22 protein-coding genes are annotated in these 22,059 nt (G+C 47.7%); 2 read left to right on the forward strand and 20 right to left on the reverse strand.

All coding sequences use genetic code 11. The features are described 5' to 3' along the window. Window positions 1-3: 3 nt before the first annotated feature. The 17 genes from NQ492_RS13075 to NQ492_RS13155 form a co-directional block, all read right to left on the reverse strand. A complete protein-coding gene (locus tag NQ492_RS13075; protein ID WP_122141271.1) occupies window positions 4-411 on the reverse strand; it encodes a hypothetical protein in 408 nt (135 codons plus the stop codon). After that, complete coding sequence (locus NQ492_RS13080; protein WP_015545801.1) at window positions 389-1,399, reverse strand: RNA-directed DNA polymerase; 1,011 nt, start codon at window positions 1,397-1,399, stop codon at window positions 389-391. Before NQ492_RS13080 ends, NQ492_RS13075 begins: the two co-directional genes overlap by 23 nt. 245 nt (window positions 1,400-1,644) lie before the next feature. Continuing rightward, window positions 1,645-1,983: a hypothetical protein gene (locus tag NQ492_RS13085; protein WP_227204645.1), complete on the reverse strand. Its 339-nt coding sequence runs from the start codon at window positions 1,981-1,983 to the stop codon at window positions 1,645-1,647. Between the two features lie 103 nt (window positions 1,984-2,086). Then, the gene (locus tag NQ492_RS13090) at window positions 2,087-3,406 is read right to left on the reverse strand and encodes a hypothetical protein (protein ID WP_231839843.1); all 1,320 of its coding nucleotides are present in this window, start codon (window positions 3,404-3,406) and stop codon (window positions 2,087-2,089) included. Between the two features lie 13 nt (window positions 3,407-3,419). Next, window positions 3,420-3,689 (reverse strand): hypothetical protein, encoded by a 270-nt coding sequence (locus NQ492_RS13095; protein WP_015545804.1) that lies wholly within the window; start codon window positions 3,687-3,689, stop codon window positions 3,420-3,422. A 77-nt stretch (window positions 3,690-3,766) separates the two neighbouring features. After that, window positions 3,767-6,685, reverse strand: coding sequence for a phage tail protein (locus NQ492_RS13100; protein ID WP_015545805.1), 2,919 nt, complete (start codon window positions 6,683-6,685; stop codon window positions 3,767-3,769). Next, on the reverse strand, window positions 6,670-7,878 hold the full coding sequence (locus NQ492_RS13105) for a LamG domain-containing protein (protein ID WP_015545806.1): 1,209 nt from the start codon (window positions 7,876-7,878) through the stop codon (window positions 6,670-6,672). Before NQ492_RS13105 ends, NQ492_RS13100 begins: the two co-directional genes overlap by 16 nt. A 1-nt stretch (window position 7,879) precedes the next feature. After that, window positions 7,880-8,398 (reverse strand): hypothetical protein, encoded by a 519-nt coding sequence (locus NQ492_RS13110; protein WP_015545807.1) that lies wholly within the window; start codon window positions 8,396-8,398, stop codon window positions 7,880-7,882. 4 nt (window positions 8,399-8,402) lie between these two features. Beyond that, complete coding sequence (locus tag NQ492_RS13115; RefSeq protein ID WP_015545808.1) at window positions 8,403-12,341, reverse strand: hypothetical protein; 3,939 nt, start codon at window positions 12,339-12,341, stop codon at window positions 8,403-8,405. A 226-nt stretch (window positions 12,342-12,567) separates the two neighbouring features. Continuing rightward, window positions 12,568-13,149, reverse strand: a complete 582-nt coding sequence (locus NQ492_RS13120) for a hypothetical protein (protein ID WP_015545809.1) — start codon at window positions 13,147-13,149, stop codon at window positions 12,568-12,570. A 74-nt stretch (window positions 13,150-13,223) separates the two neighbouring features. Next, a complete protein-coding gene (locus NQ492_RS13125) occupies window positions 13,224-13,760 on the reverse strand; it encodes a hypothetical protein (protein WP_015545810.1) in 537 nt (178 codons plus the stop codon). A gap of 11 nt (window positions 13,761-13,771) precedes the next feature. After that, window positions 13,772-14,185 carry a hypothetical protein gene (locus tag NQ492_RS13130; protein WP_015545811.1) on the reverse strand — a complete coding sequence of 138 codons (414 nt, stop codon included), beginning with the start codon at window positions 14,183-14,185 and terminating at the stop codon, window positions 13,772-13,774. Between the two features lie 11 nt (window positions 14,186-14,196). Then, window positions 14,197-14,586 carry a hypothetical protein gene (locus NQ492_RS13135; RefSeq protein ID WP_015545812.1) on the reverse strand — a complete coding sequence of 130 codons (390 nt, stop codon included), beginning with the start codon at window positions 14,584-14,586 and terminating at the stop codon, window positions 14,197-14,199. Further along, window positions 14,580-14,891, reverse strand: a complete 312-nt coding sequence (locus NQ492_RS13140; protein WP_015545813.1) for a DUF6706 family protein — start codon at window positions 14,889-14,891, stop codon at window positions 14,580-14,582. Before NQ492_RS13140 ends, NQ492_RS13135 begins: the two co-directional genes overlap by 7 nt. 51 nt (window positions 14,892-14,942) lie before the next feature. Continuing rightward, window positions 14,943-16,046 carry a major capsid protein gene (locus NQ492_RS13145; RefSeq protein WP_015545814.1) on the reverse strand — a complete coding sequence of 368 codons (1,104 nt, stop codon included), beginning with the start codon at window positions 16,044-16,046 and terminating at the stop codon, window positions 14,943-14,945. 17 nt (window positions 16,047-16,063) lie between these two features. Continuing rightward, the gene (locus tag NQ492_RS13150) at window positions 16,064-16,645 is read right to left on the reverse strand and encodes a hypothetical protein (RefSeq protein WP_015545815.1); all 582 of its coding nucleotides are present in this window, start codon (window positions 16,643-16,645) and stop codon (window positions 16,064-16,066) included. 18 nt (window positions 16,646-16,663) lie between these two features. After that, window positions 16,664-17,383: a hypothetical protein gene (locus NQ492_RS13155; protein ID WP_015545816.1), complete on the reverse strand. Its 720-nt coding sequence runs from the start codon at window positions 17,381-17,383 to the stop codon at window positions 16,664-16,666. Window positions 17,384-18,592: 1,209 nt separating this feature from the next. Here NQ492_RS13155 and NQ492_RS13160 point away from each other — a divergent pair. Then, the gene (locus tag NQ492_RS13160) at window positions 18,593-19,075 is read left to right on the forward strand and encodes a hypothetical protein (RefSeq protein ID WP_019131460.1); all 483 of its coding nucleotides are present in this window, start codon (window positions 18,593-18,595) and stop codon (window positions 19,073-19,075) included. A gap of 1 nt (window position 19,076) precedes the next feature. Continuing rightward, complete coding sequence (locus tag NQ492_RS13165; protein ID WP_015545818.1) at window positions 19,077-19,601, forward strand: tetratricopeptide repeat protein; 525 nt, start codon at window positions 19,077-19,079, stop codon at window positions 19,599-19,601. A gap of 117 nt (window positions 19,602-19,718) precedes the next feature. Here the strand turns inward: NQ492_RS13165 and NQ492_RS13170 are convergent, their stop codons facing one another. The 3 genes from NQ492_RS13170 to NQ492_RS13180 are packed head-to-tail and all read right to left on the reverse strand — an operon-like array spanning window position 19,719 to window position 22,059. Beyond that, a complete protein-coding gene (locus NQ492_RS13170) occupies window positions 19,719-19,910 on the reverse strand; it encodes a hypothetical protein (protein WP_015545819.1) in 192 nt (63 codons plus the stop codon). Continuing rightward, window positions 19,907-21,604 carry a hypothetical protein gene (locus NQ492_RS13175; protein WP_015545820.1) on the reverse strand — a complete coding sequence of 566 codons (1,698 nt, stop codon included), beginning with the start codon at window positions 21,602-21,604 and terminating at the stop codon, window positions 19,907-19,909. Before NQ492_RS13175 ends, NQ492_RS13170 begins: the two co-directional genes overlap by 4 nt. Further along, entirely contained in the window at window positions 21,604-22,059 is a 456-nt protein-coding gene (locus tag NQ492_RS13180; protein WP_015545821.1) for a hypothetical protein, read from the reverse strand. The genes NQ492_RS13175 and NQ492_RS13180 overlap by 1 nt, the downstream gene beginning before the upstream one ends.

Below are 22,059 nucleotides of genomic sequence, written 5' to 3' on the forward strand. Positions count from 1 at the left end.
AGCTTAAATTCCCGCTGCCCCTACGTCGATACCGGCGGCGGCAAGGTCGGCCCGAACCATTGCTTTAACCGCAAGCACTTCTTTAAGGTAATTTTCGTATTCGGTTTTGTCCGCTTTGTCCGTCGATAGCCCAAGTACGAAAGCGTTGTACTTATTGATAAGGCTAAATTCTTCGGTTTCGTCCCGGCGGGAACGCAAAACGGCCTTTACGCATTTGTCGTAATCCGGCCGGCCCCATACTTCCACCGTGTCGTAATCGTACGCCTTCCTTGCGGCCGGTACCTGGTCGCCTTCTGCTTCGGCCATAGGTTCCGGCGTTACTTCCACTTCGGTAATATTGTAGTTGTAATGCCAACTGCCGTTGCCCAAGTCCTGCAAAATGGGCGGTCTATCGTTTGAATTTGATTTCATACTTCGATGTTTTAGAAAGTTTCTTAATCAAGTGTTTGCTATCGCAAGACTTCGCCCAACCCCACCAAGGGCAAATAGCCTGCTTAAAGTCCTTTTCGGATAATGGCCTTTTCCGTTTGTTCAGCTTCGCCAACCGCCGGCAAAAAGTCTTTTTAATGCCCTTTCGCATTCGGGTATGCGTGTGGAAAAATACATATCCTACGAAGTCGATACCGCGAGCCGCTACGGGGAAAACTTGCCAATTCCCTTTAACCTCTAATTTCAAATCCCCCAAATACGCCCTAATTTCGCCCATTAAGGAATGAAGGTAGGATTTATCCGAAGCAAGTATTACAATATCGTCCGCGTAGCGGAAGTAGTGCTTTACCCGCTTCTGTTCCTTTATCCAATGGTCGAAGTAGGTTAAATAGAGGTTAGCGAAATATTGGCTTAGGTAGTTTCCGATAGGTACGCCGTCCGCCGAATCTATAATTTCGTCAAGTAGGCGAAGTAGCCTTTTATCCTTCAACTTGCGGCGCAGAATGGATTTTAGCACGTCGTGGTTAATCGAAGGGTAGAACTTGCGAATATCCAATTTCAAACAAAACGTAGTACCTTCCGGGTCTTCCCGTAGGGCCTGTTTTACCTTCTTCGCGGCCGCATGAATCCCCCGGTTCTTAATGCAGCTATAAGTGTCCGCCGTGAAGGTCGAAACCCAAATAGGCTCTAAGACGTTCATTATAGCGTGGTGCAAAATACGGTCGGGAAAGTAAGGCAAGCGGTATATTTCCCGTTCTTTGGGTTCGTAAATAGTGAATACGTCGTACTTCGATGTATGGAAAGTACCGTTTAGCAAGGTTTCGCGCAACTTCAATAGGTTCACTTCCCGTTTTTTATCGTGTTCGATAACTCCGTACGTGCGTAACTTACCCTTACGGGCCTTTTCGTCCGCAAGCTGCAAGTTCTCGATAGAACAAACCTTCTCGTACAAGTTACCTATTCGCTTCATCGCACTACTTATTTGCTGATTCCTTAGGGAATGTTCGGGAAGTCCTACTAATACCCCTTAAATAGTTGTTGTTTTTTGCCAAGTGGCAAGGTTTTTACCCCGTTAAAATCTGCATAGCTGGGAGCTGACATTCGCATTCGTATTCGAAGCCGTGTTATTCGTATTCGCGTACGAAAAGCCGGCATTCGCGCTGTTATTCGCATTACCGCCGAAAAGCACGCCCCAAGGGTAAACCGCCTTTATTTTCACTCGAAATAATACCTTGTTCCCGAAGCCCGCATAGTTACTTTACGCGGGAAGGCGTTACGCTCCTTAATCTTCCCAAGGATATATTTAATTTCTTGCGAATTGGTAAAGAACTTCCGCGCGTCTTTATCCGGGTCTTCTTTATTGAACTTAATCTTAACCAAGAAGCGACCGGTTCCGAACTTCGTTTTAACGTCGTCCAAGAAGTCAATAACCCAAAAAGAAAGGTTAATTAACTTCTGCTGGGTTATTTCCGAACAATTGAAGTGCTTGTTATTCGCGTCCGGCTCAATCTGCAAGAAAGCTAAACTTCCGTCGTCCTGCCTGTTGTTTTCCATTTTTGCGAAAAATTGAACGGCGGGCATTCGTCCTAATTTGAGCTACTTCGAAAGCCCGCCGTAGTTAAACTTCTTTGTTAAATGCGTTCCGTTACGTGTCGTTTCAAGCGGGTAAAAAGCAAAGCCGGGAGCCGACATACGCACCCGTATTCGAAGCCGCGCTACTCGCACTCGCGCACGAAAAGCCGGCATACGCGCCGGAATACGCAGCACCGCCGAAAAGCACGCCCCTTTGTCCGGTATTGCTTACTACGTTCGTATAGAAGTAATCGGCGAAGTAAGTAGTAGAACTTGCGCCTACTGCTGTCGGCATATTTTCGCCGTACTCGCCAATCATCATAATTTTAACGTAACCTTCATTGCGGGGTAGCTCGCCGCGCTTCTCGTAATCGGTATAGTCGTTACTTTGAAACTTGGCCGGGTCGGTACATACGAAAAACTCACTAACGCCGCCCGCGTCCGCACTTTGAATATTGCACTTGCATCCGTCCGTCCAACTCCATACGTGCCCGAAAGGATTTTCCAAACCTCGGTAGCTGGGTACGCTAAGGGTTTGGCCGTCGGTTCCGTCGCTTTTCTTGTATGTGTAGTTTACTACGCCTGTCTTATTTCCCAACGGGTTGGTAACCCCGCAAGGAACCATAGGGTTATAACTGTTATAGCCGTCCCAATCGCTCATATTGGTAACGCCTTGGCTTAATCCGCCCTGCTTATATCCTTCGCTTGTAGGTTCCGCGTTATAGGCAAGTTGGCAATTAAAGTTAGCGTATTCGACGGCGTAAAGCCACCAGCAAGTTTTTTGTACTTCGTAAACGTCGCAATTCCAACCGGCCCCGTTCTTGCCGGCATTCCCCCGGTTCCGGGCATACTTCCGAAAGTTGGTAAGGCTGATAGATGTAGCCGGCATACCTAAAAGGCTTCTATATGTTCCGTCCCAACCGGCCGTATTGTTACCGCCACGGAAAGCCGTAGAAGTATTTACGACGCTTGCAAGTTTCGGCGTAGCCGATACGGTGCGGTCTACGGCCGCTTCGTAAGCCGAACGATAGGCAAGCTGCACCAAATGGAACCCCGGTAGCGCGTGTTCGGAAAGAAGGCACCGGAATTTAGTACCGTCTACTTCAAATTTGCGGTAGTGGGCTGGTATTTCTACCATTACTTGCCCGTCGGTGCCGTCAAGTTTGGCGGCGGCTCCCGTATCGCGCTTGGTGCTGTCGTTCGCGTGAAGGTAATAAGCTACCGTTCCGTTGTCGCGCAAGACACAACGGCGCATTTTACTTTGAATAGGCAGCGAAACGTGAAGTTCCGGGCGACCAATTCGGGTACAAGCCGAAGAAGCTACGTTAGAATCCCATTCTATACCGTAGTAGTAATCGTAGGGAAACGTCGGCTTCGTGTTTCCTACTCCAATCAATAAACCCATAGCCGTATAAGATTTAGTACCCCCAAACAAGGGTAGCGTTAATACTCGTTTGCTTAATCTCGCGGACTATTTCGGGGTTCCAACCTATTTCGAAGCGCGTAGCTACGAACTTGCCCGGCTCCATGCCCCAAAGGTTTACTTCAAGAACGACGGCGGTTTCTCCGTCGTTCTTAATGTTAAACGGCGTATCTTCCATTTTGAAGTTACCCGTACTTAGCCCTTCAATGGGGCCGATTGTTCCAATTTGGGCGGAAACCGTTTCGCCCCCTCTTGTTGTACTCATTTTGTCGAAATATTAAGTTACACAAAAATACCCCGTTGCGTATTATTATAATACGCTTGTTGGTAAAAAATTAAAAACTAACTTTCTGCCTTCGTAGAATAGCGAGTATGGTTTCGTAAAATCCAAGTTCCATAAATATTCACAAACTCCATTAACTCACCGGGAGATAATACCCCAACTTGGGTATAGGAAGATTTTGTACCCTTTACGACCGTACAGGGATATGATGATGAATTATATAACGCACAATTATACCCGTTATGGTCTTCGTTGGCCTCCATTAAAACCCCGAATTGTGCTCCGGCGGTCAAGGCCATGTAGCAATTTTCGGAAACTGCCAACACCGTAGTAAATTGCGAAGGCGGGCAGTTGGTTTTTGTATATATCGTTTTATACGACCCGCTCGTTTCAAAGTAATTGGAAACGCATCGTCCGTCCTTATATACTCGGAACTTGGCCCGGTTGCCCTCCATTGCAGAGGGCGTTTTCGCGGTAAAGTCGATTCCGGTATTGCGTTGATAGGTTTCGCCCGTTGTGGATAATGCGAAAATTTGCGCCCCTACGATATTCGTTACAGTTCCTACGACAGAGCCTTTATTGTCGAAACAATTATCCCCATTGCTCGGCGTCGCGCTTTGGGTGTAGATATGGGTATAGCTATTGCTTGTCCATCCGTAATACTCTACATTCCCTTGTTGCGCTCCTGCGAATATCAACGGATAATCGGATTCTCCGGTGGGATTATAACCGGCCATAGCAGCTGCTACATTCTGTTCCGTATCGCGTACACCTATAAATCCGGAAAGGGCTACACCGCCTTCTATTTCTGTTCTTGCATCCTTAAAAGCATCTCGCAAATATTCTATGTCGCTTTGTTCCAATTCAGCAACATCCTTTAATGTCCCGTCAGACGCACGAAATTTAATGTTCCCCCCAATCTCTCCGGCGTCTAAGTCGAAATAAGTTTGTCCGTCGCCACTTTGAATCCGCCCCGTAGCAAGGAAACGACCGTTAATTGTCGTTGCGCCATAAGTTAGGGCGATAAGACGCGCCGGCCGGTTCCCGTCGGTATCGGTTATCACGCTGCTAAGGCTCCCTATCAAGAAATAATAATATGTAGGGTCGCCGTCTACCGCTCGCTGTACTGTGTCGAAAACGATGTTTCCGGCCGTTCCTGTCTTTTGGCAACGGGCGTATATGTAATAGACCGTTCCGCTTACAAGGTTCGAAAAGGTGGCCGTATTTAGCTGCCAACTTTTTACGGTTTCCGCTATCGTATAGTGAACCAACGTACCGCCTACCACCTTTACCGTATTGGGATTCCCTTCGTAGTTCGGTTCAAAGCGGGTGTTCTGTAATACGAACTGCTGGGAACGTGCGCCGGTGGCTAACATGGTCGTTTCAATCGAAAGCGGCTTTATCTTCTCGCTGTAATAGTGTCCTTCGGGGTCGAAAACATTAGCTAATACTTCTTGGCTGGCTTTCCAATTGCGGCGGGCCTTCGACGGGTCGGCAAGGTCGTTTATCTCTATAACATTGTCGATTTTCTGCAAGTCTTCGATAACGCGGGTTATCGTCGTTTTGGTTACGCTGTCGCCCAAGGTTATATTATACTTGTATTCCCGCAGCAAATCGCGCGTAAAGGCCGTAATTCGTACCGATTTGTTTACGCCTATGTCTTCATCTTCCACTGGGATATAATCGCCGACGGCAAAAAGGTTTACTACGGTCAGTTCGCCGGCGAACTGACGTATAAAATTTTCGTCGATACTTAACCCGTACTGTACTTGCGGCTGGCTGTATTCGGTTATTGCCTTGTTGCCTTCCGCAAGGAGTTTGTTTTCCGCGTCGGTCTTGTAAGTGTCCGGCAAATTTATATCCGTGAAGAAATACTTATCGCCTACGCCGAACTGAAACGCCGCACTTGTTTCGCTGGGGAACTTCATGCCGTTTTCGTCCGTGAACGGTACTACCTGTATTTCCTTCGTCGCGTGGTCGTACTTGTGTATGTCAAATTCATAGCCGGCCAAGTTTCCGGTAGTGAACTTTACCTTTGCAGTAGCTCCGTCGATAAGCCACTTTGTATTACCCGCGCTATCCTTTTCGTTAAGGTCGAAGTTCATAGTAGCGTCCTTAAAAGCATAATACGCGCTTCCGGCGGCTGTTACTTCGCCGTAGCGTTCGGGTCTGATGTCGTCGAATATCTTTGTATTCTCCTTCAACCCGTAAGCCGCAATAGCGGCCGCGTCCTCGATGTAGGAAGCGTTTTTAGCTTTGCCCGGAAGACAAAGACGGGTATAACGGTATTTGTCCCCAAGGTTGCTACTACCGCCGTAGACGTATAGCCGGGTAACTACGTTCTTGGAATTGATGTTTTGGCGCGTTAATTCGTAAAGCCCGCCGGTACGTCCGTACCGGAAGGTATAGGGGAAGTTTACCCCGGCCGTTTTGATATTGAGCGTACGAACGCCGTTAGCTTGGGTAATCTCAAATTCGGTGCTGTACTGTTCGCAAAGGTCTTGCAACACTTCCAAACAATTCTTTTCCGTATAGGTAAGCGTTTTATACTCCGTATTGGCCGGATAAACGCCTAACACCCATTTACCCGGATATACGCGGGTAAGGTTCCCGATAAGAATACCTAAGAAGTCTTCTAAATCGCCCGTAAAGCTATCTAATACGGTATCGTCCGGTAACAAAAATTGCACGTCGATTAACTCGTACTGTACGCCTTCGAAAGTAAGGGTATATTCGAAATTCCGGTTTCCGGTCTTCTTAATGCCCGGAAGCTGGTTAAGGGTATAAGTCTTCCCGTAAACGTCTATTTGGTCGCCCAAGTGGAAGGTTAAGGGCGTGGCACTTTTTACGGTTATCGCCACCGTATCCGCCCCTAACAGCGTAATACTTTGTTCGGCCTTGGTAACTCCGGACTTACGCGCCCGCGAAGTCAATAGGGCCGTAGTCCCGTCCGGGTGTCTTACTATAATTTGTTCCATACGATAATACCGTTAGTAGTGAAACTTTCTATTTCTTCGATAACTCCGGCGACAATGGCGTAAAAAATTCCGTCGGTCGTGTATTCGTGACTCGCTGTTACGTCGGTTCCGTAAACGTCGTTCGTTTGGGTTCCGTCGCCCCAAAAGATAGTAACCGCCTTCTTGCTGGTTAGGGTAATCGTTAGCGTTTTCGTATCATTGCTTAAACGCTGGTGCCGTACGATACGCTTTACCGGGTCGGGTTCCTTCAATTTCAAGGTAAAGGTTCCTACCATAAGGTCGTCGTTCCAACGTTTGTTAATGGCTACCCCGTTCTCGTTATAGACTTCGTAAAGCAACGGTTTCGTAGGGTGTATATCTACCATAAGCCGCTGGGTGTTGGGCCGGTTGAATACGTCCAAGAAGTCGTTTAGCTTCGTAACAAAGTCTACCTTCCCGTTCGCTTTCATAAAGCAATTAAGGGCTATTTCGCGGGGTTGCAGTATCTTGTTTTCAAGGTCTACTATCTCCCCGTGATAATCCGGCCAATCAACGGAAACCGGGGTTTTCATTTTGGGACGGTCAAGAAGGCCGTTACTTTCGCTTACATAAATATCCCAAGCCTTAAAATCGGTTCCGTCTATACTGTAAGCCAATTGCGCCACCGTAGCAATACTTTCGGTAATTTCTTCCTGCGGCAAGGCGGTATTATATACCTTAACTTCGTCGATACAACCGTACCCGTTGGCGGTCGTATAGATGTCTTGCAGGATAGCGAAACCGGTAGGCTGGGCGGGTAGCGTAATGGTCTGCACCAATGCCGTATCAAGGTAAATGCGGATTGTTAGGCCCTCTTTGACGATAGCCCAATAGCCCCAAGTATCGGCCGCAAGGTTAAACCACGCTTCCGTATAACCTTCTATGGCTTCCCAGCGGGCAAAGAATCCGATACGCTTACCTGTAAAGCCGTCCGGGAAGGCTGAACGCTTCAACCAGGCAAGCAGGGTAAAGTTCCCGGTAAGGGGAATTACGTTTTTGTCTATATCGCAATGCCCGTTACCGTCGAACTTTATACAATTGCCTTGCTTTCCGCCGGTAAAATCTGCTTCTACTACCGTACCGTCCGCCCGTGTCTTGCTGTAATCGTAAGCAATGGTAGAACCGGCCGCTTCATCGAAGGGCATATTTAGGATAATGTTACTTTCGTCTGCCATATCAATACGTTTTAGTCGTTTTTCGAATAACTTTTATTATCGCGTTACCTTCGCCGTCGCCGGTGGTAGTCGTCAAGTTCCCGCCGTAGTGGTTTACGCAAATCTTCGCGTTATCCCGTGCTTCTACTTCTACGGTGGTATCGTCGAATACGTCTACCATTACGAAGGAATTACCGGTAGCAAGAACCTTTAACCGGCTTTGGTGCTTTGCGAATACCTGCCCTACGTTCCAACCGTCGTAAGTGGCGGTACCCTCGCAACGGCCAAGGGCTACTACGTGCCGGAAGTTTCCTGCCGTAATAGCTTGGTCGAGGAACACGCCGTAGGCTTCGCAAGTACCTACGAAGTGCTGGCGTATAAATTCGTTGCTGGGGTACTCGTTGCTTAGGCAAAAGTCGATACCTTCAAGGTACATTTTAATAAGTTCGTCTTTCCCTTTGGTATCTATAAGGCGGCCGTACCATTCTTCGCAAATGCCTTTCTTTTTGGCGTCGCGGGCCAATCGTTTATTTACTTCCATATCGCTACATTGTTATTCCTTGCGCCCGTAACGGGTCGGACGCGCTTCCCGAAGTATTCTTTTCTATCTGTTCAAGGTGCCGGTTCGATACGCTTAATTTGCCGTCGATGTTGGCAAGGTGTATAAGCTGCTGGCGCAAGATTTCTATTTCCTGCACTTGGTTTACACGTACGGCGTTCGTTTGTCCGGCCAATAAATCTATACTTTCTTGGCTGGCTCCCTTAATTGCACCGGATAGGCTCGTAGTAGGGTCGCCGTTATCGTCCAAGTCCTTAAACAAATCTTCGTACAACTTCAAGGCTTCGGCGTACCCTTGGGCTATTGATTTTACTCTATCCTTAAACCGTTGCTGTTCTTCCGGGGTCAAGCCGTCGAAGGAACCGCCGCCTTCATCGTTAAAACCCATATCGCGCTGCAACTGCTTTACGGCATTTTGTAGCTGCTGTTCGAGGAATTGTTTTTTTAAGGCGTTCTTTACGGCATTACCTAATACCTGGTTCGTAACCTTTTCAATCGCGCTTTTTACTTTGTCGCTGTTGAAGCCGTCGGAGTAGGCTTCGGCTATCGCGTCGGACAATTGCGTAGCCAAGTCCTTTGCCGAAGTCTGCGTTACGCTTTCCGTAATTTCGGCTATGGTGTCTTCGATTTGGCGGCCTAATTCTTCGTACTGCTCCTTATATTGGTTTACCTTACCACTATCGGTTTTTTTCTTGCTTTCTTCCGCTTCCCACATAGCCCGCAAGTGCGCGCGTTGTTCGCGCATATTGTTAATAAGGGCCTTTTGGTTATCGTAAACCGATTCGCCTAACGCCTTATCTACGGCGTGTTCAAGTGCTTTGTAGGCGCGTTCCAATTCTTCGACGGCAGCAGCGTGTTTCTTAATGGCTCGTTCGGCCTTACGGTCGCGGGAGTTGAACAGGTCAAAGACGGAAGTTAGCATACCTACGGCTCCCTGTATCATTTGGGCCGGGTTCATAGTTGCGTACCCCTGTGCCATTTGCCCTATTCCGTCCACAATTCCGCCTACGTCCCCTAAAATAGCTTGGGTTTCGTCGTCCATAGAACCTCCCATTTTCTCAATAGCACCCGTAACCGCGTCGAACGAACCTTTTACCAAATCGGCCGTAGCCCCTACGCCTTTGAATACTTCGGATAGGTTCGCTTTACTTGCGTCCTTCTTATAGTCCTTCAAAGCCGTAGAAAGGGCCTTAAACGGGTTGCGGGTCTGTATTTCGTCCTTGGCTTCCCGCAACTTGCTTAAAACTACGTCTAAGTCTTGCGGGTTAAGTTCTACGCCTAATTGGGCCTTTTGCGCTTCGATTTTATCTATAAGGGCCTGTATTTGCGCCGTAGTAAGGTCGTCGAGGTTCCCGAAAAGTTGCTCCCAAGCCCCGGAATCGGTCAATTCCTGCAACGCTGCGGACGAAAGGGCCTTATTCTTGGCTTCCTGCAATTTCGCTACTAATTCTTCGTTATTCTGCTGGGTTGCCAATGCTATTTTTTCGTCGTATTGCGCGGAAATATCGGCGCATTTTTGCTGATATGTTTTGTATTCCTCTACCAATGCGTCGTAGTCTTCGTTCCCCGAACTTTTTGCGTATTTTTTGCGCTCTTTCTCCAAATTCGCCAAGGCTTCCAAGGCTATACGGCGTTCGTCGTCCGTCTTGGCCTTCGCCAATTGCTCGTTAAGAAGGCGGCTATTTTCGGCGTAGTTGGCTTCAAAGGTTATCTTCTTACCCAAATAGTCCGCATATTCGGATAATAGGGCTTTTGTCCGGTCTTTGGCCTTTTGCTCTACGTCTTCCTGCTGCTTCTTAATAATGTCGCTTTTACCTTTGTCAAGGTCGGAACCGTCCCCGGTCAAAGCCTTACGCTTTTCTTCCAAGATATTAACCATTTCCAAAATGGAACGTGCCCCGGAAAGTTGTTCTTTAAGCTCCTTTTCGAATCCGGCTAAAACGGTTTCCTTCGTTTCGTTGGCTATGGCGTTATTTAGCTTCTGCAATTCTTCGGCTTGTGTCTTTGTGGCCGTTCCGCTTCCGATAGCCTTAATAAGCTGGTCGCGCTGCTTCTGTAAATAATCCAAATAGCTACTTCCTTCTTTCAGCAACCCGGCGAACTCGGCTTTTGCGGCATTGCGTACTACTTCGTCTTTGGAATTTACCCAATTGTAATACTCCGTATATTTCTTTTTCCGGGCTTCCAATTGTTCCGTAAACGGGTCTTTTTGCGTAGTCTTAGAAGACGTGCCGGATAAATCCATTTTTTTAAGTAACGCTTCCTGTTCTTTGATTTTCGCCAATAACTCGGCCCGCTCCTTATCGGTGGTAGCTTCCTTATACTTTGCACGCAACTTTGAAATAGTCTTTTCCAGAGCTTCTATACTGCCTTCCGCCACTTTATCCGCACCGCCCCCGATAGAATCCAAAATTTCGCGTTCTTTTGCGGTAAATTCTACTTGCTGGTTTATCAAGGCGTTATATTCCCGTTCCGCTTTCGCTACGGCATCTTCGGCCTTTTTCCAATCGCGGGATTTTTCAATTATAACGCCTTTACGCTCTACGCCGTAACCGTCCTTATATGTTCCCTTCTTCGATACATACGCTTTCGGAGTAGCTTCTAATTCCTGCTGGGCTTTTAATACTTCCTTGTATTTCTCTACGGCCAATTCCTGTACGGCTAACGCTTTGGCCCGTTCTAAGCAGGCTTCTATAAACTTCGACTTATTAGCTACTAACAAGTCTTCCGCTTCTTTAACCGTCTTAATGGAAAATCCCAAGTCCTCGAAGCGGTCTTTATTGTCTTCGATAAACTTGTTTTTAGCGGCCATATCGTTACCCAGCCGGTTCCATGCGGTGGAAAGCTCGGTAATTGCTGTAACCGGTTCGGCGGCAGCTTCTACCACTTTGTTATTAAATTCTTCTTGCGCCTTCTTTGCTTCCCGATTCTTGGATATGAATTTGGAAATTAAGGCTATCGCAGCGGTAATCGCTACTGAAAGGCCAAGGGTTAAGGTCGCCATTAACGCCTTTGCCGCTACGTTGGAAATACCCAAAGCCGTAGCAAACTTCGTTTCCGCTACGGTAAGTAATTCTTTCGCCTTGCGAACTAATACAAGCTGGGTATATGAATCCTTGTTTAAGGTTTTGGCTACCTGCTGTAAGCCTATGGTTATAGCCATAAGGGACTGAACTTTAACCATAATCTTTTGCAAGTTTTCATTTTCCCCGGCAAACAGTCCTACCGCACCCTGCGCGGCCGAAAAAGCCCCGCTTATACCGCCCATTACCTCTAATACGGTATTCATATTTTGGTAGTCGTCGGACATAATTTTAGCCTGCGTATTTGCGTCGGCCATAGCGTCCGCCAAACGGCCTAATTCCGCCTGCATAGCCCGGTATTCGTCCGTATTACGCTTCCCGTTCTGTTCCATTTCCGCAAGTGAATTTTTAAGGTTCATAACTTGCGTTCGTAACATGCCTTTCGCCTTCGCGTTTTGCTCTACCTTGGCCTTATTCTCGTTTAAGGTTTGTTCTTCTTTCTGTAAAGCGTCCGCCGTGTTCGCCACTTCCTGCAAAAGTGCTTTCCGCTGGGCTATTTCGTCTTTTATAGCCTGTTGTTTGGCCGTTAATGCCCTATATTCTTCGTCCCCCTTGGCGGTGCCTTTCATAAAGGCGGCCCCGGCCGCTTCGCCCAAGCGGGCGTACTCTTTTTCAAGGTCGGCGATTGCGTTACTATGGATTGCGGCCATAGTGTCTATATCCTTAAACGCCGCTTCAATTTGTGCGGCGGCTTCTCTGTACGCGGCTTCCATACGGTCGCCGCCTTCTACGGTTGCGTCCGTGAAACCCTGTACGCGCCTTTTGGTTTCGGCCAATGCGCTATTTATTTGCCCGTTATTCGCAATTATATCGAACTCCAAGGCACCGCCTTTTATATTCATCGGATAATGCTATTTATTTGTTGTAAAATACTTTCGGCGTTCTCGCTGGTTATCTTGGTTGTCGTGTTGCCCGCTGTATTGCCGTCTTCGTCGTCGGCCATGCGCGGCGCGTCGATTAACAACCGTTGAACAACGGCCCAAGCTACGCCGTGATGTAAGTAATCCCAAGTCCAGCCAAGGTGGGCGCAAATCGAACCCCGGCGGCCGTAAGGACTATTAAGCCCTATTACTCTATGCGCTCCGTCCTCGGTTGGGTCGTTCTTGCGCCGCTCATCAAGCGCATAGAGTTTATAAAATCCCCTAAGTTGCTTACGCTGGTTACGGCTTCGGAAAGTCCTACCAATTTGGAAGGTTTAATAGTGTGGAAGAAAAGGGCCGTAAGCCGGTCTAACTCCTTATCGTCGTTGTATTTTTTTACCCTTCCACCCGCGCAAACTTCGGTAACGTGGTAATCTTCGCCCAATACGGCAATAGCGATTATTCGGGCCATACGTGCGGCGTTATCTTTGGCTATGCGCTTCGCTTCCGCCAAGGTTTCCGTTCCGCCGGCTGTAAGCCGTTTTTCGTCTAAGCCCATTTCTACCCATATCGCGCTAAGTCTGTCAAGAACCGAAAGCGTAGGTTCCTGTATTTCGAAGTCTTCCTTTACCGTAATTACTTCGGGACGTTGGAAGAATCCTTTAACGCCTTTTTTATGCCGGCGGATTTTATGCGTAACGCTGAACTTTATACCTTGCTTTACCAAAAGGTTAAGTTCTTCGCGCTCTAACTCTAAATCCGTTTTTTCTCTTATCGTATCGTCGTTCATATCGTCGTTAAATCAAGAAAGCCCCCGAAACTTTCATTTGGGGGCTTTCGGGTTAAAGTAAGGCTTTCCCCGCGTTATGCCTGCACGTCTGCGGCGGTCATAAGCGTAGCGGTTATTTTCTTAGTTCCCGTTTTGGTCGGCTGCAATACGGTACCGGCAACCTCGATAAGAAGAATACCGCTTTTACTGAAAGTTGCGTTAATCTTACTTACGAGTTTCATGCGCGGAATCTCGAATTTAAGGCCCTGTTCCGGGGTAATGCGTACCGACTTTTCGACTACGGGGATTTTATCCGGAGCTTCCCATTTATCCGGCGTTGAACCCGTGCCGGGGGTACCTACGCCGCCCAAAAGGTCGGCAAGAACCGTAACCGAAGGGTTCATAATCGAAAAGTTGAAGTTCGTTTTTCCGCCCCGGCTAATGCTTATTACGGGGTCGTCCACTTCTTCGGCGTAGTGGTCGGTTGTTTCCGGGTCTTCCTGCGTCATCGTGCAGGTGTCTTGGTAGGTATAACCCAATACGTCCAAGGTTTCGCCCATACCGCCGTCCTCGGCAATTGCTCCTACCTCAATCTTGGAAAGACCGATAGTATAAGTTTTCTTTGCTGCCATTGTCGTAAATTTTAATTAGTTCGTTGTATATTCCATTCTACCCGCAAGTTGTTGTAATGCTCGTTAATGCCCGGTTCTTTAATTATGGCTTCCGTAGAAACCCGAATAGTCAGCCCGGTAATGTTCGCCGATTTTAGAACCGATAGAACAATAGCCGTTAGTTCGCGTATTCGCTCCCTATGCGCCTTAAATTGTTCGGTTCGGCCTATCCTTTCCTTTTTGTCGGGGACGTGGATATTTACGTTTGAAGTTCCGGTTTGCGGTACTTCGTGGTTTAGGAATAGGTTGTTAATTACTACGTCTTCCTTCCCGGAATTATCCGGCCGTTCTCCCTGCACGAATATTCCGCCGCTAAGGGCCGCTTTCAATTCGGCCGAAGCGTTCAGAATCTCAAAAAGAATATCATCGGTTTCTATACTCTGCATACCTCTTTGTGTTAAATCCATAACCGGCAATGAAGCCGGCCGAGGTCGAACTTTTCGCAAGTTCCGGTTACTACAACTAAGCCCGTTGCTTTGGCTGCTTCTACAAACTCGGTATTCGAAAGCTGGCTAACGTCTACCTTCTCCCGCGTTACAATTACCTGCGTGCCTTCGGGAATTTTGGCCGTACCTTTCGGTAGCTGGATAAGCGAAGCGAATACGCGGGTTTCTCCGTCGGCGGTCTGAATTGTCGAACCTTTACCGTTGGTTTCTTCCCGGCAAACTGCTTTTAACTCCCATGCGGCGGCGGGCGTTTCCCAAGAACCGTTAGGTAATTGGACGCTTTCGCCGTCGTGCTGCAAGGCGTACAAGTATTGCGGGTATTGGTAGGAAGTCGTTACCATACGTTGCTTTTGTTCCGAATTTTGGGCTTGCCGGCCGGCGTAATGCCTAATTCCGTGCAAGTCGCGTTATACCAAAGTTTGATAGCGTCCCAATTCCAACTAATGGAATACCCGCCTTCTCCGATATTGGCAAGGGGGATAAGCGTTGTAAACTCTCGGCAAATGGCCGTTTTAGCCTTCCGCACGTCTACCGGTGCGTCCGGGTCGGGGATAAGTCCGCTTTGGTTGCAAAGTATCAAATCCACGTCGTCCGCCGATAGCTGGAATTTGCCGACCGTCTTAGTAATCCATTCTTTGTAAGTCATCGGGTAAGGGTATTAGGATAGGGGCGACCGTTGCCGGCCGTCCCTTTCCGGTTAGTGTGTCCAGGTGCTGTTAGAAGTGTCCATAAGGAAGGAACGGCCCGAAGAAAGCCAAGCCGGGAAAGCGTTTGCAATTCCTACGGTAACTTCTTCGATAGGTTCCTCGGTGGAATACTTCTTTACGCAGGTGTGTCCGTTCATAGCTTTGATTGCTACGGAACCTTTAAGGTTCATATCGGCCGGCTTCTTCCAATAGGTCGAACCGAGTACCTTGCTTTCGCTGAACATTACTACGTCGTCGGCAAACGGGTTTCCACTGAACGGGCGGCTTCCGTCGTCCTTCTCAATAGTAATATCTTGGTCGATAACTACGACCTGTAAGCCACGCAAGTACGCCAAACCCTTCATAGCTGCGTTTACCTGTTCCAAGCTCGGCGTTTGTGCGATGTTCAAGGCGTTAGCCGCGAACGAAGCGGAAAGTTTTACTACTTCCTCGGTCTGAGCCATAAGCGAGAAGGTGTCAAGGTTCATAAAGGCGTACTTCAATCTAATACCCTTCTTCTTGGCCTTAGCTACGATAGCCTTAAAGTCCTTGCTAAACGGTTTCGCGCCGGTGGTGTTCCAAGCGGCCGAGCCGGTCTGAAATCCGACCTTCTGCGTTGCGTCGATTTGATAATCTACGTCGTACTCGGTAATTACGCTATTGTTGTTTTCGTTAGTAAGCGTTACTTTGCCCAACGAAATAGACTGCAACGCAATCCATTCCAAACGGGCCGCTACGCCGTCCCAGCAAAATTGCGTATCTTCGGCCCACGCTTCTACCAACGCCCGAAGGTCGGGGTTCGCGGAAGTCATGGCGACCATAATTTCGTATTCGTTAAGCTCGTTTTCGTCCTTGGTGCGCTTAATAGCCACCTTCGGAATATCGCCTTGAATACGCGCAATAGCTTCGCGGGTCTTTTTGTTGATACTTGCGCCGCGAGCTACAAGGTCGCCGGCAATCTTTAACCCTACCTGCGTTTCAAGGGCTTTCCACGTCATCGTGTAATTCTCCTTCAAAGGGAACAAGGTAGGATAGTAATACGGGTTAAGGTCGTAGGTATTAACTACAGCCTGCATATCCTTTTCGGTAATGCCAATCATTAAGCTCCTTTGCATAACTTTTCCCGATTAAATTAGATAAACTGAATACCGGTAAGTTTGGCTTTCACTTCGGCACCGATAGGCGGGATATTGCTTTCCCGAATCTGCCCAATAGTCCAAGCGTTTACGATATGGTTGCTAAGCGCGTCCACGTCGTAACTTTCGCCCACAAGGGCTACCGGTGCGTATTTGAAGGCTGCCCCCGAAGCCCCGGCCTCGGCTGCGAGGTAAAGCGAATCGCCGGCTTTTGCGGCAACTCCAAGGGTTGTACCTACTGTAAGGTCGTCTTTGCTGCCGTCGCCGCTATTTGTGGCGATAGCGGTAATAGCGTAGGCCGCCCCGCCGGGAGCCAGCATAAGCACGTCGCCGACTTTGAAGTTATGGCCTTTCTTTACGGTGTAGGTGGTAGCGGAGTTCGTAGCGTCGTCGGTAAGAACGGCTACTTTCACTACATGATAAAGCCCGTTTTCATCTTTGCCAACCGGCGTACCTTCGTGCAGAACTTTCTGCGTAAGGTCGTCGGCAGAAACGGTAATACCGTTCGGAATGTCGGCGACCTTGTGGGTAAACGCACGAATTACGCGGTTATCCTTTTTCCTGTCGATTTTAAGCATTTCGAAAGTTTTTTAGCGTTAAACCTCTTTGCCGCCCAAGCCCTTATTTGCGGCTTCTGCGGCCTTTGCCTGTATGTAGCTTTCTACGCCCGCGCTTACTCCGTCCTTGTTGGGGGAACCAAGTACCGGTTTTTCGTGAAGGCTTAGGCCCCGGTCTGCCAACTCTTGGCCGAAGGCTGCTACGTCGTTCTTGGTTTCGGTCAGATACTCGTTAAAGGCGTTTTCGTCGGCAAAGCCGCCAAGTTTGGCTACTCTGTCGAAATCTTTAAGAACCTTTGCTTTATAGGCTTCGGGTACGTCGGCAAGCTCTTTAACAAGCGTTTCCCGGCGGTTGGCGGTTACGGCCGCGCTTTGAAGGCTCGTTACTTCGGACTGCAAGCCCTTAGTAGCTTCCTTTACGGCGTTCGTAATCATTGCTTGCACGGTTGCAGCGTCCAAGGTTCCGGCCGGTGCGGGTGGGGTACCGCCTTCTTCCGGTTTCTTTTCTACAAAGTCGTACTTCTTACGCAGGTTGTCCTCGCGCGTTTTGTTCGCTTTGTCTATTTCCGCGTCCGCGTCTTTGCGCCAATCCGCTACAAACTTCGCTACGGCTTCGGCGGTAAGTTTACCTACGATACCGGTAGCTTCTTCCTTGGTATTAACCTGCATGGCGATAACTCGCGCAAGCTGGTTAAGCCCGTCTTTTCGCACGCCCGGAAACTGTGTTTCAAGTAGTGCTACAATTTCGTTTAGTTCCATTTTGATTTTTGTGATTTAATTAAACCTGCAACAAAGAAACGTATTATAGTAATACGAATATTTGTATAGCGTTGCAAGTTCTCTACACTCGTTTCAACAATTCAACCGTATGGGCCTATAAGGGGCTGGGGTGGTCTTTGGTTGCCTCGATAGTTGAAAAGATAATTTCACGAACAAATAGCAATGCAGTACGAAAGATAGCAAAAGAAGGCGATTTTAGGCCGTTTTATTATCCAAACAAGGAAATATACCAGCCAACCGCATAAAATCGAATGGCGGGCACGAGAAAGGGCAAAAACGGGTATTCTTGCTTCGTCGGTTATCCGGCCCTTCGTGAATAAGTAGAAATATGGGAATTTTGTTACCGCTGTGTTACTATCAACATTCTGCCGGCGGAACTACCAACATAGCGGCGGTTACTATCAACATTCCGGTAATGTTGGTAGTTAATGTTGCAAGCTGCCCGGTAATGTTGGTAGTTCGGGGCGCAAGTCGAAAGCCCGTTTTCCCTCTCTTTCCCCCTACACCCTCTTTCTCTCTATATATATCTTTATCCTTATATTTATCCACAGGGGCTAAGTAGCCCCCTGCCAAGGAGCTGGCAAGCTCCTTGTTTGTGTGTGCCTTAATAATTGATATTTAGTTATTTATAATAGTTTGATAAATGAAGGTTGCGCGGCCCAAAATAAACCCCTCGCTTGGGGCTGGTTAGGGGTTGGGCTATGGCTTACGCATGAATTTCGCATAACCGCAAATAATTGTATTATAAGATATTAAGCAATAAAGCAAACGTAACTATCTGATTCCGAAGTACAATAGCCCCAAGCCTGCCGCCGGGCTGGTGCTGGTCTGCTCCTGCGTAGGGGCTGGGTTGCCCCTGCCTTGCTCTTTGCGCGATTTTATGCCGTAAAATAGTGTTGTTTAGTGTTTTTGCAGTATATTTGCAATGTTTCCGGGGAGAAATCCGGGGACGCTTGTAAAAGCGTATAGGTATCTAAGTTTGAAAATCGCCAATTAACAAACCGTAATAGATAGACCTATTAACGCCTGCTTGCTGTATATCATTGTTCGATATATCGCTAAGCGTGGGTTATGGTTTATTTTACGGTGGGCGTTTGGCGATGCCTCAAACTTGTAAACCAAGAAAGGCCCACGCTTTTTTATTTGTGTAATGCCTGTTCGGGCCTTGGGGTAATAATAGTTTTCGATATGAAGAAAATTTACTTTTGCCTTTTGGCCTGTGTAGTGGCTTTTGCCGGTTGTTCCAAAGATGAAGACCCCGGAAGAAGTTACACAGAACAACAAGAAAAAGCCTTATCCGTATTTAATGGGACTTGGGCCGATACGCAATTTTCCAACCTTGGCGACTATCCCGGTGCCGAATTGCAACCCGACCCGGATAAAATCATATTCGGAACCCAAAACAATAAGCCCGTAGAAATCTACGAAAACGACTTTATCGAAGGCGAACGCTTGCTTTTCTCTGCCTTCGGCGAATTGGTTTACCATAGCGAGGGGTACGAAGACGTACCGTGTTTTTATTGGCTCTCTAACGCGGCCGATGAACTACGCCTATACCGGACTTCCACCAAGAAGCTATACAAGAAATTCGCGCTTTCGATAAAAAGCGATACGAAAATGAACCTTCACGACCCCGATTTATCGTTACCGTACATTTTCGTAAAGCAATAGTATGAAATGGATAAAAAAGCTATTTTGTGGCAACACCGAGGCTACTCCTTCTAATATCGAAGCCCACAAAGACGAAATAAAAGTACCTGTATCTTTTTTATCGGCTCAAAACATCGTTTACGCTGGGGAAGAAGTCGGCCTTTCTCGTTTGGCTTTCAAAGCTAAACAATTAGGGAACAAATACGTTACAATAGATAGAAATATTTATTACCAAGCACTTAATAACATTGCAAAAGGTAGACGGCTGGATTATTCAATACAAAGAAGCGCAAAGCTAAATTTGCTTGGCATTAGGTACGAAAAGGAAGGGAATATAGAAGACGCGGTAAAAGTCTACGAAGAAAATATAGCGATGCGTTCCAACGGTCGCCACGCATACGATAGGTTGAAAATTATATATCGACGACAAAAGGATAGGGAAAACGAAATCCGGGTTTTAAGAGTGGCTATTGGTGTATTCGGGGAAGATTCGGAATATAACGAACGCTTGCTTAAACTGCTATCTAAAACAAAGGAGCCTTTTTAATGCCGAGAAACGCCCCTATTTTCGTGCATCGTCTTTGTGTAGTATTAAATACCCGTCCGCCAAACAGAACGCCGTAAAATGGAAATTTGGGAAAAATAAGGAAGGAGTAGCGCGGTGCTACTCCTTCTTTTCGTCTGTATCGTCGTCTTCCGCCATTGCGTCGGTTTCTGCCTGCCAACGGTCAATAGCGGCCGCGTTCCGCTCGTAAAACTTTTGCCGCTCTGCTTCCGGGGTATTCGCCCAATCCTTTATAGCCTGTGTAAACGGGTTCTTCGGGTCAAGGGCTTTTAATTTCTCTTCGTCTGTCATAATTCCCGCATTTTAACGTAAATAGTGCCGAACAAATCCGTATCGGTGCTTACTATCTTAAACTTGGTACCGTTAGTAAATAATACTTCCTGCTGGTCTTCGGTAGCAAATTTACCGTTAAATTCCGAAATATCGGATATGTCGCGGCCGTTTTTACTCTGAATCTCAAAAAGTATCCGTACTTCCGACTTCTTCAAATCCCGATAGCTGGCAAATCGCCAAGCTACGGCCGGGGTCTTCGTCGATGAAGTGAAAATAGCGTGTTTTATTTCGTCCCTGCCAGCGTAAAGGCGTTCGTAATCCTTCCGCTTCATAATCGCGCCTCGGTAGACGGTTCCCCGATACTTCGGCAATTCTTCCAACGCCTTAGCCATAAGGGAAGCCGAAGCCTTGTTAAAGTCGGTAAGGGTGCCTTTATCCAACTGCTTATTAAGCTGCCGGTAGTTCCCGCCTTGCTGGGTGTAGTGATGAAGGGCCGCAAGTTCTGTATTCTGAATATCCGGGTAAAGCGTACTAAGCAATTGCGTTGCCCGTTCCATTGCTTCGGCTGTGCTTCTTGCTCTCGTAAACTTCCGTTCTTCGGCGGTGTAGGTGTTTACCGGCAACGTGCCTATACTTTTACGGTTATCCCGAACAAAGTACGGTAAGGTCTTCCAACCTTTCGAGCGTTCCTCGTTTTTGGCTATCCAATCGGTCAAGGCTTTCGGAACCTGCGTTACGGTGCGCTGGGGGTTCGGTTTCCAATCCTTCAACTTTCCGGCCTTACGTGCCCTTATTCGTTCCCTAAAATCGCTTTCCGAAATAAAGATAGGCACCATTTCGCAACGGCAATGCGGATGCCAACCCGTCCAAAGGAAAGTTTTAGGGTATCGACCGGCTAATACGTCGCAAATATCGTATAAGGTTCGTAATTTACCGTTAATTACTACCGTATGGTTATTGCTCAACCGAATTTCGTACCCGATAATAAGGGGGTTATTTTGGTAGCTTTCCCACTCTGCACGGCGGTAGGCGGCGTTCATTTCGGTAACGGCAAGGCGGCGGGCGTTCTTGTACGCCGACCTATATACACCTTGGCCGGGGTGGTACTGTTTCGCCGCTTGGCTTAATTCAAGTTCCCCGGTTTCCTTGTTGCGAACCCGTCTATAAAGCGCGTCGGGATTGTTCAAGTACCCGCGAAGGCTACGGCTTACTTCTTCCGGGCTTTTCCCTTCAAGTATGCCGTTTTGTATGATAATTTCAAGTTCTTGTTTCGCCTTCGCCGTCAAATTCCAAACACGGGTAGATAGGTTCATACCCTCGCGGCTGGCATTGGCGTAGGCATGGCCCGTTGCTCCTTTGGCCCGGTGTGCCTTTACTGCCTGTTCGCAAATGTCGGTAGTTTCTTTCCGCCGCGTCGAAGTCTTCCCGAATACTTCTAACACCTGTTCCTTTACCCGTGCTTCTCCTTTGTCCCAACTTCCTATAATTCCGTTCTTGGTAATAAGGGCTGTTTTGCTGCTAAGGTCTTTTAGGTACCGGTCTAACTTGCGTTCGGCGGCCGGGTTCCCTTTCCAGGTAAAAGAAGCCCCCGATTCTATCGCTTTCCTAACCTCGGTAAGTTTTAGGGCCGCGTGATAGGTATTGCCAAACAAGGCGTAAAGTTGCTTTTCTACGCTTGCTATATATTTTATAACTTCTTGCCTTTTATCCATTACGCCCTAAGTTCTTCTATTGCAATTTGGATATACTTACTTAAAATTGCGTTTAACTCGCTGCAAGGGCCGCTAATTACGTCGTACCCCTTGCTTTCAACGTATAGGGCATAATCGGCGGCGGCAACGATAACCGCTACTATGTCGTTCGGGTATTGTGCTGCCGCTTCTTCCGCCATACGCTTACCTTTTTCTACGCCTTCGCTTCCTTTCTCCCCGCCGGTAGAACCGAAACTTTCCGCTACCTTTTCGCCGTGATTGTAGATAACAAAGCCAATCGACGAACGTAATAGGTGCGTTCGGTCTTTGTAAGTGTTCAATAGTTTAGCGTTCTGCGTAACCTCTAAACAAGCCATTTGCATAGCGTCTACAACGGTGGCAGTTATGATGTCTACCGCTTCGTAAACGCCTGCAAATAGCTTATCTATGTCGAATTTTGCTACTATGTTACCCAT

The organism is Alistipes shahii WAL 8301, from assembly GCF_025145845.1.
In the GTDB taxonomy this organism is placed as follows: domain Bacteria; phylum Bacteroidota; class Bacteroidia; order Bacteroidales; family Rikenellaceae; genus Alistipes; species Alistipes shahii.

Bases quoted from the DNA above. Each gene is read 5' to 3' on its own strand.
- NQ492_RS13075 (WP_122141271.1), bottom strand. From the start codon at position 411: ATGAAATCAAATTCAAACGATAGACCGCCCATTTTGCAGGACTTGGGC.
- NQ492_RS13080 (WP_015545801.1), bottom strand. From the start codon at position 1,399: ATGAAGCGAATAGGTAACTTGTACGAGAAGGTTTGTTCTATCGAGAAC.
- NQ492_RS13085 (WP_227204645.1), bottom strand. From the start codon at position 1,983: ATGGAAAACAACAGGCAGGACGACGGAAGTTTAGCTTTCTTGCAGATT.
- NQ492_RS13090 (WP_231839843.1), bottom strand. From the start codon at position 3,406: ATGGGTTTATTGATTGGAGTAGGAAACACGAAGCCGACGTTTCCCTAC.
- NQ492_RS13095 (WP_015545804.1), bottom strand. From the start codon at position 3,689: ATGAGTACAACAAGAGGGGGCGAAACGGTTTCCGCCCAAATTGGAACA.
- NQ492_RS13100 (WP_015545805.1), bottom strand. From the start codon at position 6,685: ATGGAACAAATTATAGTAAGACACCCGGACGGGACTACGGCCCTATTG.
- NQ492_RS13105 (WP_015545806.1), bottom strand. From the start codon at position 7,878: ATGGCAGACGAAAGTAACATTATCCTAAATATGCCCTTCGATGAAGCG.
- NQ492_RS13110 (WP_015545807.1), bottom strand. From the start codon at position 8,398: ATGGAAGTAAATAAACGATTGGCCCGCGACGCCAAAAAGAAAGGCATT.
- NQ492_RS13115 (WP_015545808.1), bottom strand. From the start codon at position 12,341: ATGAATATAAAAGGCGGTGCCTTGGAGTTCGATATAATTGCGAATAAC.
- NQ492_RS13120 (WP_015545809.1), bottom strand. From the start codon at position 13,149: ATGAACGACGATACGATAAGAGAAAAAACGGATTTAGAGTTAGAGCGC.
- NQ492_RS13125 (WP_015545810.1), bottom strand. From the start codon at position 13,760: ATGGCAGCAAAGAAAACTTATACTATCGGTCTTTCCAAGATTGAGGTA.
- NQ492_RS13130 (WP_015545811.1), bottom strand. From the start codon at position 14,185: ATGCAGAGTATAGAAACCGATGATATTCTTTTTGAGATTCTGAACGCT.
- NQ492_RS13135 (WP_015545812.1), bottom strand. From the start codon at position 14,586: ATGGTAACGACTTCCTACCAATACCCGCAATACTTGTACGCCTTGCAG.
- NQ492_RS13140 (WP_015545813.1), bottom strand. From the start codon at position 14,891: ATGACTTACAAAGAATGGATTACTAAGACGGTCGGCAAATTCCAGCTA.
- NQ492_RS13145 (WP_015545814.1), bottom strand. From the start codon at position 16,046: ATGCAAAGGAGCTTAATGATTGGCATTACCGAAAAGGATATGCAGGCT.
- NQ492_RS13150 (WP_015545815.1), bottom strand. From the start codon at position 16,645: ATGCTTAAAATCGACAGGAAAAAGGATAACCGCGTAATTCGTGCGTTT.
- NQ492_RS13155 (WP_015545816.1), bottom strand. From the start codon at position 17,383: ATGGAACTAAACGAAATTGTAGCACTACTTGAAACACAGTTTCCGGGC.
- NQ492_RS13160 (WP_019131460.1), top strand. From the start codon at position 18,593: ATGAAGAAAATTTACTTTTGCCTTTTGGCCTGTGTAGTGGCTTTTGCC.
- NQ492_RS13165 (WP_015545818.1), top strand. From the start codon at position 19,077: ATGAAATGGATAAAAAAGCTATTTTGTGGCAACACCGAGGCTACTCCT.
- NQ492_RS13170 (WP_015545819.1), bottom strand. From the start codon at position 19,910: ATGACAGACGAAGAGAAATTAAAAGCCCTTGACCCGAAGAACCCGTTT.
- NQ492_RS13175 (WP_015545820.1), bottom strand. From the start codon at position 21,604: ATGGATAAAAGGCAAGAAGTTATAAAATATATAGCAAGCGTAGAAAAG.
- NQ492_RS13180 (WP_015545821.1), bottom strand. From the start codon at position 22,059: ATGGGTAACATAGTAGCAAAATTCGACATAGATAAGCTATTTGCAGGC.